Consider the following 12,683-nt stretch of genomic DNA (forward strand, 5'->3'; position numbering starts at 1 on the left):
GGGATTTGGCACCACACGATACGGTGGTGCTTCTGGCATATGCCACAGTCTTCCCGGAGGGGTGCGGCGGTACCGCTGACGTAGGGTGCCGTCGCAGGCAAATCGTAATACCCGTACGAGACTTGACGGACCATCGGGCGAGTCGCGCAGACGTTCAAGCGGGTGTTCGACGGGCATGTGTTCGCCCGCCTCGGCGGCCCCCGGAGCCCGCCCGCGTCAGCGGCCGGTCCCGGCGTACAGCGCCGGGCGCGGGGCCGGCTCGACCGTCACGCGCCCGCCGTTCTCCAGCGCGCGCACCCCGGCCTCGGCGACCAGGGAGGCGGCGTAGCCGTCCCACGCGCCCGGACCGGTGACCCGGCCCGCGCGGGTGGCGTCGACCCAGGCCTGCACCTCGCGGTCGTAGGCGTCCGCGAACCGCACCAGATAGTCCTGCGGCACCTCGACGCCCGCGCCGCCGCGCGCGGTGACCGCCATGCCGTGGTCCTCGCCGATCCGCGCGCTGCCCGCCTCGCACACGGCCTCGCAGCGCACCTGGTAGCCGAAGCCGCAGTTGACGAACACCTCGACGTCGACCAGAGCGCCCCGGTCGGTCTCGAACAGCACGAACTGCGGGTCCGCCAGCCCCTCGGGGGCACCGGCGGAGGGGCGCGGACGCAGCACGGTCACCGCGGTCAGCTCCTGCCCGAGCAGCCAGCGCGCGGCGTCGATCTCGTGCGAGACGGAGCTGTTGACCAGCATCGCACTGGTGAAGCCGGGCGGGGAGGAGACGTTGCGGTGCACACAGTGCAGCATCAGCGGCCGGCCGAGCCCGCCGCCGTCCAGCAGCGCCTTCAGCCGCTGGTACTCGGCGTCGTAGCGGCGCATGAAACCGATCTGCGCCAGCCGCCGGCCGAGCCGCGCCTCCGCCTCGACCACCCGCAGGGCGCCCGCCGAGTCCGGCACCATCGGCTTCTCGCACAGCACCGGCAGTCCGCGCGCGAACGCCGCGAGCAGCGCCTCCTCGTGCGCCGGACCGGGGGAGGCGATCAGTACGGCCGCCACTCCCGGCGCGTCCAGCGCGGCCTCGGTGTCCGCGTGCACGCTCACCCCGTCGATGCCGGCGGCGGCCTCCTTGGCACGCCCGGTGTCCGGGTCGGCCACGGCGGCGACCCGTGCCCCGCTCACCACCCGGTCCAGACGGCGTATGTGGTCGGCACCCATGTGCCCGGCGCCCAGCACGGCCACACCCAGCGGATCGCTCACGTCTCCCACGGCTCCCTCCCGGGTCGCGCGCGCCCGCCCGGCGGCGCACGCGACTGAGGGTGTCACGGCCGTCAAGGCCGCACGGGGCACTGCCCGGGAGCGTCAGAACCGCAGCACGCCCGCTATGCCCTCCGCGTCGGCCAGTGAGCCGTCGGGGACGAACCGCACGTCCGCGCCGGTCTCCAGGCACTGCTCGACGATCTCGTCGACGATGTCCTCGCGGGCGTCGAGCTCACCGCCCTCGGCGGGCTCCAGGTGGTCACCGACGTCGCGGACCGTCACCCGGTAGTTCTCCTCCACGGCGAGCAGCCGTACCCGGGCCTCGCGGGCGCTGCGCCAGATCTCGTCGAGCCCGGCCGCGAACGCGCGCCGTCCGCGCGCCGCTTCGAGTTCCCCGGCGACCGTGTCGGCCGTCCTGCGCTGCTGATCCGCCACGACGGGCCGCACGGCTTGCCACACCGCCTCGGCCGAGGCGTGGGTGAGTCCGCCGTGGCGTATGTGCACCGCGCACTTGGCGACCGTGCCGACGTCGTCGAACAGGGACAGGGCGGCCTGCTCGCCGGTGACGAAGACCGGCCGGGAGTCGTGGCGCAGCACCTCGGTCATCGCCGTGTCGGCCTCGCGCAGGAACTGCCGGGTGCCCTCGTCGCGGAACGTGCTCGGCAGGTCGCCGATGCGCTCCATGCGTTCGGCGTCGAAGTTGTCCCGGCTGCGGACCAACGGGAAACCGCCGGTGTGCTCCTCGACCACCCGGTCGTGGCCGCCGCTCCACAGTGTGACGCGGTCGGCGGAGACCGACAGCACCCAGAACGGGCGGTCGGCGGCCTGGGCGGAGACCAGGTTGCGGGTCAGGAAGGTGTCCGACAGCACCACCCGTTCCGGCACGGAGCGGGACAGCGACCACACCTGGTGCTCACCGGGGGCGGCGAAGATCACCAGCCCGTCCTCGGTGTGGGTGAGGTCCACCTCCGCCAGGGCCCGGTCGAGTTCGCGCGCGACCTCGGCGCGCCGCTCCCGGCTGACGGCCGGATCGGCCTCCAGCCGGCGCTTGGCCTCGGCCACGACATTGCGCAGCCGGACCCGGTCCTGGGAGTTGTCGGGTTCGCGGCGGTGCGTCGGTGTCAGCACGGACACCGCCGGATACGGGCGCGGTCGGCGCAGTTCGGCGAGAGTCGCAGGGCTCAGTGCATGCTCCATGACAGCACCATAGGGCCGATTCGCGTATCGGGCATTTGGGGTAACCGGGGCCGGCGCAGCGCGGATTTTCCGCACCCCGCGGCGATGACGCACGCCGTGCGGACCGTTACGCTACCCGCCAGTAACCCACTGCTCCCAGGAGACGCCCATGCCGCAGCTCGAGGTCGACGGCGCGACGCTCACGTACGACGACGAGGGCCCCCGCGACGGCGCGGCGCCCCTGGTGTTCGTGCACGGCTGGACCGCCGACCGGCACCGCTGGGACCACCAGCTCGACCACTTCGCGCGGCGGCGCCGGGTGATCCGGCTCGACCTGCGCGGACACGGCGAGAGCAGCGGCGCGGGCGTGAGCACCATCGCGGCGCTGGCCGACGACGTACTCGCGCTGCTCGACCACCTCCGGGTCGAGCGGTGCGTCCTGGCCGGTCACTCCATGGGCGGGATGATCGCGCAGACCATCGCCCTGTCCCGTCCCGAGCGCGTCGAGCGGCTGGTACTGGTGGGCACCACCGGCCGTATGACGTACAGCCGCGCCCGGGGCATGCTGATGGCGGCGTCCACGCGTGTGCCGTACCGCCTGTTCATCGCGGCCAACATCCGGCGCGCCTTCGCCCCCGGTCACCCGCGCGAGGAGATCCGCCGGTACATCGCGGCCTCCGCCGCCGTGCCGCGCGAGGTCGTGATGACCCTCTTCGGCGCCATGCGGGCCTTCGACGTCCTCGACCGGGTCGGCGAGATCCGCACGCCCACCCTGCTCGTGCACGGCACCCATGACGTCCAGCTGCCCCTCGCGCAGATGCTGCGCATGGCCACCGCCTACCCGGACGCCGTCGTCCGGCTGATCGACGCCGGGCACGAACTGCCCCTGGAGAAGCCGCGGGAGCTGACCCGGGCGATCGACCGGTTCCTCACCGGCCAGGCCGCCTGACCACGAGGTGCGCCGGCGGCTCGCGGCGTCAGTCGTCCTCGTCCGGACCGCACGAGCTGCCGCTCACCGGCAGCGATCCGTACAGCAGGAAGTCGTCGACCTTGCGGTGCACGCACTTGGACGAGCCGTAACCCGTGTTGCCGTCGCCGCGGTTGTCCAGGACCACCGCTGAAGAGCCGAGGCGCTCGGCGGTCTCCTGTGTCCAGCGGTACGGCGTCGCCGGGTCGCCCCGCGTGCCCACGAGCAGGATCTTCGCCGTGTGCAGGTCCTTGACCTTCTCGCGGATGAAATCGGTGCCCGGGGGACGGCCGTAGCACATCAGCACCTGCGTCAGCCGGAACCGGCCGAAGACGGGGGAGGCCTGCTCGTAGGCGGCGCGCAGCCGGCCCAGGTCCGCGGTGATCCGGGCGGCCGAGGGCCGGTCGGGATCGTCGGCGCAGTTGATCGCCATCAGGGCCGCCGGAGGGTTGTCCAGCGGGACGTCCTCGGCGTCCGTCAGCCCGCCGCCCCCGTGATCGCCCGGGTCGCGGCGCACCACGGGCGCCGGCGGTGCGAAGCCGCCGGACGCGAAGCCCATCACGCCGCCGGTGTCGCCGTCCTGGACCAGCTCGGCCAGCGCCCGCTCCAGCGAGGGCCACAGCTCCTTGCTGTACAGCCCCTGCCCGATCGCGCCCACCAGGTCCTGACCGGAGAACGGCTTGCCGATACCGCTCGGCACCGGGTCCGCGTCCATCGAGTGGACCAGCTTCACGACCTGCTCGCGGGCCGAGCGCGCGTCCTGGCCGAGCGGGCACGCGATGTCCTGCACACACCAGTCGACGAAGTCGTCCAGCGCCACCTGCTGCCCCTGCGCCCCCGCGATGCCCTGCTCGGCCAGCGACTCGGTCAGCGTGTCCACGCCGTCCAGCACCACCCGGCCCACCTTGTCCGGGAACTCGGCCGCGTAGACGGCGCCGAGCCGGGTGCCGTAGGAGAAGCCCAGGTAGTTGAGCTTGCCGTCGCCGAGCGCCGCGCGCATCACGTCCAGATCGCGGGCCGCGTCGACCGTGCCGATGTGCCGCAGCACCGGGCCCGAGTGCCGGGCGCAGGCCGCGGCGGCCTGGCGCAGTTGCTCCAGCGCGGCCCGCGGGTCGGCCAGTTCGTCCTGGGCCCCGGCCGCCGCGAACGTGTCGTCCTCGCCCTCGCCGCAGCTGACGGGGGAGGAGCGGCCGACGCCGCGGGGGTCGAACGTCACCACGTCGTAGCCGTTGGTGAGTCCCATGAAGTCCTTGCCGCCCTGGGCGAGCTGGGGCACGCCCGCACCGCCCGGCCCGCCGAAGTTGAGCAGCACCGAGCCGCGCCGGTGGCCGGTCGCCCGGTAACGGGCCAGGGCCAGGTCGAGCGTGCCCGCCCGGGGATGCGCGTAGTCGAGCGGGACGGTGATCTTCCCGCACTGCAGGTCCCGGGGCATTCCGTCGCCCTGGCATCGGCCCCAGGTGATCTTCTGCTCGTAGAACCGGCTGAGGTCGGGCCCGGAACCGGCGTACGCCGCGGGCACCCCGGCACCCAGCAGGGCGAGCCCAAGGGCTCCGGAGAGCGCGCAGCGGCGTATCGCCGCGGACCGCGTCGACCGCTCGGACAGCATCCTTGCCTCCCAGGGCGCCCCGTCGCGGACCGGAACCGGCGCCCTCGCTCACCTTAAGCGGGCGGCGCGCACCCCGCCCGTCCGCGCACGGGCCGGTGGCAGGACCCCGCCCCGGCGGTTGCCACGGCTCCGCTCCGGCGGGTGGCACGTCCCTCACCGGCTGGTGGCACGGCTCAGCACCGGCGGGTGGCACGGCCCCGCATCAGGCCGGTGGTGCGGTGCCGTACCGGGCGGCCGGGCTGCGCCCGGGATGTCACGGCCCGTGCGTCTTTACCGCTTGTTCGACAAACATGCCGCTCGATGGGGTGAAGAAACAATCAACGTCCGATACGCCCATAACCCGGGCCGCCGGACCGCGTTCCAGTCGGTGCGGGCGAGCGCCCGCGTCCATGTCTGGAAGGCAGGGAACCTATGAGACGGGTTACCCGAAACGGTCTGATCGCCGTCGCCGCCGCCTCGGGCGCGATGGCCCTGACGGGGGCCGCGTACGCCGACTCCGCGGCGGACGGCACGGCCGCCGGATCACCCGGGCTGATCTCCGGCAACACCGTCCAGCTCCCGGTGCACGTCCCCGTGAACGTGTGCGGGAACACGGTGAGCGTGGCCGGTGTGCTGAACCCGGCGGCGGGCAACCGCTGCGCGAACACCTCCGGCGGGGGCGCGCCCGCTGCGGGCGCCGGAGGCTCGGGCCACACCCGTTCGGGTGGCTCCGCCCCGGGCGCCTCCTCCTCCGGGACCTCCGGCGGGGCGCGGGCCGGGGGCGTCACGTCCGACTCGCCGGGGGTGCTCTCCGGCAACGGCATCCAGCTCCCGGTCGACCTGCCGGTCAACGTCAGTGGCAACAGCGTGAACGTCGTCGGCGTCGGCAACCCGGCCACCGGCAACACCTCCGTGAACCACTCCGGCGGCCACCCCTCTCCCGGCCCCGCCCGGCCCACCCCGCGCCCCGCCGCGCCCCCGAAGCGGCACCCCGCGCCGCACGCGCCGAGCCGGCAGGCCGTCAGCTCCCTCGCGCACACCGGCGCGGACCTGAACGTGCCCGCCGCCGTGGGCAGCGCGGCCCTCGTCCTCGGCGGCGCAGCGCTCTACCGGCGCTTCCGCCCGCAGACCGGACGCTGATCCCACTCGCGGGGGTCATGGGCAGAGCGTCCAGCCGGTCGTCGTGGGCGCGACCGCTCGGTGATCCGGTCGACGCCCACCCGGTCGACGCCCACCCGGTCATGGCGCGCGTCTGTCGGACGCACCGCCGCGGTCGCCGGCCGCGCCCGTCCCGACGGGCGCGGCCGGGGCGGCGGCTCCCCTCCGATGGAACGGCCGCGCGGACGAGACGGCGTAGACGATCCGGCCGATCCCCACCCAGGCGTGCGCCACCGGGCCGCCCCGGGAAGCATCCGACGCGTCCGGCGACTCGCTCCACCGGCGACGCGCGGTCTGTTCACCGCCCCGTCATGCCATGTACCTTTCAACTGTCTCCACGCGTGTAGAACACTCCCGCTCGGCTCTTCTCTACGCGCGGAGATCGGCGCCCCCACCGCCTTCTCTCCCCCCTCACCCGGAGGTTCGCCGGATGTCCGGATCGACCAGACCCCGCCGTACGGTCACCACCGTCCTCGCCGTCCTCGGCCTGTGCCTCACCGGAGCAGCGCTGCAGACCGGTGCCACGGCCACCCCGGCCCACGCGGCCACGGCCACCCCCCACCGTGTCCTGTTCGACAACGCCCACGCCGAGACGGCCGGCAACGCCGACTGGATCATCTCCACCAGCCAGCCGGACCCGCTGGGCCAGAACGCCACCCCGTCCGCCGAGACGGACTGGACGGGCGCCCTGTCCTCCTGGGGCGTGGCGCTGCAGAAGACCGGCGACTACAGCCTGAAGACGCTGCCGTCCGGTTCGAGCCTCAGCTACGGCGGCACCTCGGCGACGGACCTGTCCCGGTTCGACACCCTGGTCCTGCCCGAGCCCAACACGCTGTTCACCAGTGCCGAGAAAACGGCGATCATGACCTTCGTCAAGAACGGCGGCGGTCTGTTCATGATCTCGGACCACACCGGGGCCGACCGCAACAACGACGGCCAGGACGCCGTCGAGATCCTGAACGACCTGATGACGAACAACAGCGTCGACTCCACCGACCCGTTCGGCTTCTCCATCGACGCGCTGAACATCGGCTCCGACCACCCGGCCGCGATCAGCGACGCCACCGACCCCGTGCTGCACGGCTCCTTCGGCACCGTCACCAAGAGCCTCATCGCCAACGGCACCACCGCCACGCTCAAGCCCGCCGACAACCCGAACGTCAAGGGCCTGCTGTACCGCACCGGTTACTCGGGCAACACCGGCGCGTTCTTCGCCACCAGCACCTTCGGCAGCGGCCGCGTCGCGTTCTGGGGCGACAGCTCGCCCATCGACGACGGCACCGGCCAGTCCGGCAACACCCTCTACGACGGCTGGAACGACACCAGCGCCACCGACGCCCCGCTCGCGCTGAACGCCACCGCCTGGCTCGCCGGCGCCGGCACCACGGGCGGGGGCGGCACCGGCGGTGGCGGGACCGGCACGTGCACGGCCGCCCAGCTGCTCGCCAACCCCGGCTTCGAGTCCGGCGCCACCGCCTGGACCGCCTCCAGCGGGGTCATCAGCAACGACACCGGCGAGGCCGCCCGCACGGGCTCCTACAAGGCCTGGCTGAACGGCTACGGCGCGGCCCACACCGACACCCTCGCGCAGTCCGTGACCGTCCCCGCCGGGTGCACGAACGCCACCCTGCGCTTCTACCTGCACGTCGACACCGCCGAGACGACCACCACGACGGCCTACGACACGCTCAAGGCGCAGGTCCTCAGCAGCAGCGGCACCGTGCTGGCGACGCTCGCGACCTACTCGAACCTGAACGCGGCGAGCGGCTACACCCAGCGCAGCTTCAGCCTCGCGGGCTACGCCGGGCAGACGGTCACGGTCAAGTTCACCGGCACGGAGGGCTCCACCCTCCAGACCTCGTTCGTCCTCGACGACACCGCGCTCGACGTGAGCTGAGGCCGGGGCGACGGAGACCCTGTCCGCGAGCTTCACCGTCTTGACGTACAGCCGCTCGGCCCCGGGGGGGGGCTGTGCGTGGATGCGGCCGGCGCGGCGGCACGGCGGGCGCCGGTTCGGCGGCGGAGGCCCCGCCCCTCGACGCGCCCACCTCGTGCGGTGCGCCCGAGGCTGCGCCCCCTCCCCGTGACCGCACGCCGAAGGGCCGGTCCGCTTCATGCGGGCCGGCCCGTTTCTCCTTCACCTTCTTCTGTGTGTGCCTCACTTGGTCGTGCGGGGGTCGCGACCTGCCGTCACGGCCGGGGCGTGCTCCTCGCCGCCGTACCGGCGCACAGCATTCCGAGTACCAGCGCCAGGGCGCCGATGACGATGTTGTTCACCACCACGCCCGTGTCCGGGCTGCTGCCGACGACCCACGGGGCGATGATCATCCAGACGCCCAGGGCGCACATGGCCCAGCTCAGGCCGTACATGCGCTCGGGTGCGCGGGTGAAACCGAGGGCCAGGAGGCCGATCGCGATACCGATGATGAGGTTGTGCGTCACGAGCGGGGGCTGGCTGGTCGTGTAGTGGACGATCCACGGGGACACGGCGCAGTACAGGCCGAGCAGGAACACCGGTCCGTCCACGAGCGCCACATCGCGACCGCCGAGCATGCGGGCGTAACGCGCCTGCATCTCGGAGACGTCGGGGTGAGTGCTGATGTCACCCCTGCCGTGCGAGAGGTTGGCCATGACTCGTCTCCTTCGACTGGCGGCCGACCGCTTCCGGTACGGGAAGCGGTCTATGCCGCTTCGCCCATTCTGCGCTTATTTCACCTTTATGTGGAGAGTTCGCGCGGGCGGCGGCCCGCCCGGTCCGCGATGCGAGAACGACCGGGTTTTCCTTGACGGCCCTCGTGCGCTGCTGCCACGATCCATGGCATGACCATGCGACTGGACCTCACGCGGCGACGCCACGTCGACCTCGCGCGCGTCTCCAGCGCCTCCTGTCGCCTCGCGGCCTGACGCAACGCCGCGCCTCTTTTCCTCACCAGCCGGACGCAACCGGCTTCCCGCCGCCTGCCCTGAAGCAGACGTGCTCCCTCGCCCCGCCACCACGCACCCCCGCGCAGCCGTGCGTGCGGCCGCGCCACCACGCCCGCGTGCCCGTCCGCCGCCGCGCACCGCGCAGCTCCGCCTCCGGAGCCCTGCAAGAAAGAGGACCCATGGCCACCGTCCTGTCCGTCTCCGGCAGCCCTTCCGCCTCCTCCCGGACCGCCCGTCTGCTGCGCCATCTCGACCAGCGGCTGGCCGCGCAGGGTCACGACGTCATCCCGCTCGACGTGCGCACCGTCCCCGCCGAGGCCCTCCTCGGCGCCGACTTCCGGCACCCGGCGATCGTCGAGGCCACCGAACTGTTCGCCCGCGCCGACGGGGTCGTCGTCGGCACGCCCGTCTACAAGGCCGCGTACTCCGGCGTGCTCAAGGCGCTGCTGGACCTGCTCCCGCAGTACGCGCTCACCGGCAAGACCGTCCTGCCGCTGGCCACCGGCGGCAGCACCGCGCACGTCCTGGCGCTCGACTACGCGCTGCGCCCGGTGCTGAACTCCATGGGCGCCGCGCACATCGTCCCCGGCTGGTTCACCCTCGACAAGGACATCACCGTCCGCGAGGACGGCTCGGTGAGCGTCGCCCCGGCCACCGCGCAGGCCCTGGAGCAGGTCGTCGACCAGTTCGGGGCGGCCCTGCACCGCAGCCCCGTCCTGGCCGCGGCGAGCTGACCGCCCGCCGCCGTCCCCCTGAGCCCCGGCTGACCTCGCCGGACCCGCGTGAACGGAGAAATCCCTCGTGTCCCTGACCTTCCACTGGTTCCTGCCCACCAACGGTGACAGCCGCGATGTCGTCGGCGGTGGCCACGGCACCCCGGCCACCGCCTCGGGCCGGGACCGGCCGCCCACGGTCGGTTATCTGAGCCAGATCGCCCGTGCCGCCGAGGACCTCGGCTTCACCGGCGCGCTCACCCCGACCGGTGCCTGGTGCGAGGACGCGTGGCTGACCACCGCGATGGTCAGCCGGCACACCGAGCGGCTGAAGTTCCTCGTCGCCTTCCGGCCCGGCTTCGTCTCCCCGACGCTCGCCGCGCAGATGGCGTCCACCTTCCAACGGCACTCCGGCGGACGGCTGTTGCTCAACGTCGTCACCGGCGGCGAGAGCCAGGAGCAGCGCGCCTACGGCGACTTCCTCGACAAGGACGCCCGCTACCGCCGTACCGGCGAGTTCCTGGAGATCGTGCGGGACCTGTGGGAAGGCAAGAGCGTCGATCTGCACGGCGAACACCTGCGGGTCGAGGGTGCCTCGCTCGCCCGGCTGCCCGACCCCGTCCCGCAGGTGTACTTCGGCGGCTCCTCGCCCATCGCGGGGGAGATCGCCGCCCGGCATGCGGACGTCTACCTCACCTGGGGCGAACCGCCTGCGCAGGTCGCCGAGAAGATCGCCTGGATCAGGAAGCTCGCCGCCCGGCACGGCCGCACCCTGCGCTTCGGCATCCGGCTGCACGTCATCACCCGTGACACCGCCGCGCAGGCGTGGGCCGAGGCGGACCGGCTGCTGTCCGGCTTCGACCCCGAGACCGTACGGGCGGTGCAGGCCGGGCTCGCCCGCAGCGAGTCGGAGGGCCAGCGGCGGATGCTCGCGCTGCACGGCGGCGGCCGCGACGGCCTGGAGATCCACCCCAACCTGTGGGCCGGCATCGGCCTGGTGCGCGGCGGCGCGGGCACCGCGCTCGTCGGCAGCCACGACGAGGTCGCCGATCGCATCGAGGAGTACGCGGCCCTCGGTATCGAGGAGTTCGTGCTGTCCGGCTACCCGCACCTGGAGGAGGCGTACTGGTTCGGCGAGGGCGTCCTGCCACGGCTGGCCGCGCAGGGACGGTGGCGCCACCCGTCCGCCCCGGCGTCCCCGGCCGTGGCCCAGGTGCCGTTCGCGAGCTAGGTGAAGGTCGGCACGGCACCGGCACCGCCGGAAACTTTTCCCGATTCCTTCGGCCCGGGTGTCGATCCCGGTCGGAGCCGTTCGTGTAGGAGGTGAGACAACCCCACGAGGCCGAGGAGGCCGTCATGACGTACTACCTGCTCAGCGTGATGCAGCCGGCCGGTGAGCCGCCCGCGCCCGAGGTGCTCGCCGAGATCGGCGCGAACCTCGAGGTGTTCCACCAGGAACTGCGCGAGGCCGGCGCCTGGGTGTTCGCCGGGGGGCTGCACGGACCGGAGTCCTCCACCGTGCTGCGCCCGAAGGGCGGCGACGTGCTGATCACCGACGGCCCGTACGCCGAGGGCAAGGAACACCTGGGCGGCATCTGCCTGATCAACGCGCCGGATCTGGACGCCGCCCTCCACTGGGGCCGCAAGGCCGCCCTCGCGACGACCCTGCCGATCGAGGTGCGGCCCTTCATGGGCGAAGCGGACCGATGACACAAGACGTCGAGTCCGTCTTCCGCGCGGAGTACGGCCGCGCGGTCGCCGTCCTCGTCCGCTCCCTCGGCGACATCGACCTCGCCGAGGAAGCGGTGCAGGACGCCTTCACGGTGGCCCTGCGGACCTGGCCGGAGCGGGGCGTGCCGCCGAGTCCCGCCGGGTGGATCATCACCACCGCCCGCAACCGCGCCGTCGACCGGCTGCGCCGCGAGGCGACGCGGGACGCCCGGCACGCCGAGGCGGCCCGGCTGTACGCCGCCGACCCGCCCGCCGAGGAGGGCCCCGTGCGCGACGACCGGCTCCGACTGATCTTCACCTGCTGCCACCCCGCGCTCGCCACGTCCGCGCAGGTCGCGCTCACCCTGCGGCTGCTCGGCGGCCTCGGCACCGAGCAGATCGCCCGCGCGTTCCTCGTCCCCGAGCCGACGATGGCCCAGCGCCTGGTGCGCGCCAAGGCGAAGATCCGCAACGCCCGCATCCCGTACCGCGTGCCCCGCGACGCCGACCTGCCCGACCGGCTGCGCGGAGTGCTCGCCGTCGTCTACCTGATCTACAACGAGGGATACGCCGGCGACCCCGGCCTGTGCGCCGAGGCGGTGCGGCTGGGCCGCCTGCTGGCCGAGCTGATGCCGGACGAACCCGAGGTCACCGGCCTGCTCGCGCTGATGCTGCTCACCGACTCGCGCCGCCCCGCGCGCACCGACCCCTCCGGCGCCCTGATCCCGCTGCCCGAACAGGACCGCTCGCGCTGGGACCGGGCGCTGATCGCCGAGGGACAGGATCTGGTCCGCCGCTGCCTGCGCCGCAACCGGCCCGGGCCGTACCAGATCCAGGCCGCGATCAACGCCGTACACAGCGACGCACCCGCCGCCGAGGCCACCGACTGGGCGCAGATCCGCCGGCTGTACGACCACCTCATGACCCTCGCGCCGAGCCCGGTCGTCGCCCTCAACCGGGCGGTGGCCGTCGCCGAGACGCAGGGCGCCGAGCCCGCACTGAGCCTGGTGGACGCCCTGGACCTGGAGGGCTATCACGTCTTCCACGCCGTACGCGCCGACCTGCTGCGCCGGCTGGGGCGTACGGCGGACGCCGTGCGGGCGTACGACCGGGCCCTCGCGCTCGCCGCGGACCCCGCCGAACGCGGCTACCTGGAGCGACGCCGCCGCGAGCTGGTCCGGTGATCCCGATCACCACGGGAATTCAT

The 12,683-nt window shown here is 73.3% G+C and carries 12 protein-coding genes; 8 read left to right on the forward strand and 4 right to left on the reverse strand.

The window, feature by feature from the left end; translation table 11 throughout:
- Window positions 1-216: 216 nt before the first annotated feature.
- Both ACZ64A_RS32545 and ACZ64A_RS32550 read right to left on the reverse strand, forming a co-directional pair.
- The gene (locus ACZ64A_RS32545; RefSeq protein ID WP_469815523.1) at window positions 217-1,242 is read right to left on the reverse strand and encodes a Gfo/Idh/MocA family protein; all 1,026 of its coding nucleotides are present in this window, start codon (window positions 1,240-1,242) and stop codon (window positions 217-219) included.
- A gap of 102 nt (window positions 1,243-1,344) precedes the next feature.
- Complete coding sequence (locus tag ACZ64A_RS32550; RefSeq protein ID WP_469815524.1) at window positions 1,345-2,439, reverse strand: baeRF3 domain-containing protein; 1,095 nt, start codon at window positions 2,437-2,439, stop codon at window positions 1,345-1,347.
- A 148-nt stretch (window positions 2,440-2,587) separates the two neighbouring features.
- Between ACZ64A_RS32550 and ACZ64A_RS32555 the strand changes: the two genes are divergently transcribed.
- Window positions 2,588-3,367, forward strand: a complete 780-nt coding sequence (locus ACZ64A_RS32555) for an alpha/beta fold hydrolase (RefSeq protein ID WP_469815525.1) — start codon at window positions 2,588-2,590, stop codon at window positions 3,365-3,367.
- Window positions 3,368-3,395: 28 nt separating this feature from the next.
- On the opposite strand, the gene ACZ64A_RS32560 is transcribed toward ACZ64A_RS32555, so the two are convergent.
- Window positions 3,396-4,991 carry an alpha/beta hydrolase gene (locus ACZ64A_RS32560; protein WP_469815526.1) on the reverse strand — a complete coding sequence of 532 codons (1,596 nt, stop codon included), beginning with the start codon at window positions 4,989-4,991 and terminating at the stop codon, window positions 3,396-3,398.
- 411 nt (window positions 4,992-5,402) lie between these two features.
- Between ACZ64A_RS32560 and ACZ64A_RS32565 the strand changes: the two genes are divergently transcribed.
- Together ACZ64A_RS32565 and ACZ64A_RS32570 are read left to right on the forward strand one after the other, a co-directional pair.
- Window positions 5,403-6,110: a chaplin gene (locus tag ACZ64A_RS32565; RefSeq protein ID WP_469815527.1), complete on the forward strand. Its 708-nt coding sequence runs from the start codon at window positions 5,403-5,405 to the stop codon at window positions 6,108-6,110.
- Window positions 6,111-6,558: 448 nt separating this feature from the next.
- Window positions 6,559-8,025 (forward strand): hydrolase, encoded by a 1,467-nt coding sequence (locus ACZ64A_RS32570; RefSeq protein ID WP_469815528.1) that lies wholly within the window; start codon window positions 6,559-6,561, stop codon window positions 8,023-8,025.
- 293 nt (window positions 8,026-8,318) lie between these two features.
- On the opposite strand, the gene ACZ64A_RS32575 is transcribed toward ACZ64A_RS32570, so the two are convergent.
- Window positions 8,319-8,759, reverse strand: a complete 441-nt coding sequence (locus ACZ64A_RS32575) for an SPW repeat protein (RefSeq protein WP_469815529.1) — start codon at window positions 8,757-8,759, stop codon at window positions 8,319-8,321.
- 195 nt (window positions 8,760-8,954) lie between these two features.
- On the opposite strand from ACZ64A_RS32575, the gene ACZ64A_RS32580 reads away from it, so the two are divergent.
- The 5 genes from ACZ64A_RS32580 to ACZ64A_RS32600 all read left to right on the forward strand — a co-directional run bounded on the left by ACZ64A_RS32580 (window position 8,955) and on the right by ACZ64A_RS32600 (window position 12,660).
- Complete coding sequence (locus ACZ64A_RS32580; protein ID WP_361638668.1) at window positions 8,955-9,032, forward strand: putative leader peptide; 78 nt, start codon at window positions 8,955-8,957, stop codon at window positions 9,030-9,032.
- 200 nt (window positions 9,033-9,232) lie between these two features.
- The gene (gene ssuE, locus ACZ64A_RS32585; RefSeq protein ID WP_469815530.1) at window positions 9,233-9,787 is read left to right on the forward strand and encodes an NADPH-dependent FMN reductase; all 555 of its coding nucleotides are present in this window, start codon (window positions 9,233-9,235) and stop codon (window positions 9,785-9,787) included.
- 67 nt (window positions 9,788-9,854) lie between these two features.
- Entirely contained in the window at window positions 9,855-10,997 is a 1,143-nt protein-coding gene (locus ACZ64A_RS32590; RefSeq protein WP_469815531.1) for an LLM class flavin-dependent oxidoreductase, read from the forward strand.
- A 125-nt stretch (window positions 10,998-11,122) separates the two neighbouring features.
- Window positions 11,123-11,476 carry a YciI family protein gene (locus ACZ64A_RS32595; protein ID WP_469815532.1) on the forward strand — a complete coding sequence of 118 codons (354 nt, stop codon included), beginning with the start codon at window positions 11,123-11,125 and terminating at the stop codon, window positions 11,474-11,476.
- Window positions 11,473-12,660 carry an RNA polymerase sigma factor gene (locus tag ACZ64A_RS32600; RefSeq protein WP_469815533.1) on the forward strand — a complete coding sequence of 396 codons (1,188 nt, stop codon included), beginning with the start codon at window positions 11,473-11,475 and terminating at the stop codon, window positions 12,658-12,660. Before ACZ64A_RS32595 ends, ACZ64A_RS32600 begins: the two co-directional genes overlap by 4 nt.
- Window positions 12,661-12,683: the final 23 nt, after the last annotated feature.

This window comes from Streptomyces sp. NPDC104814, from assembly GCF_055583185.1.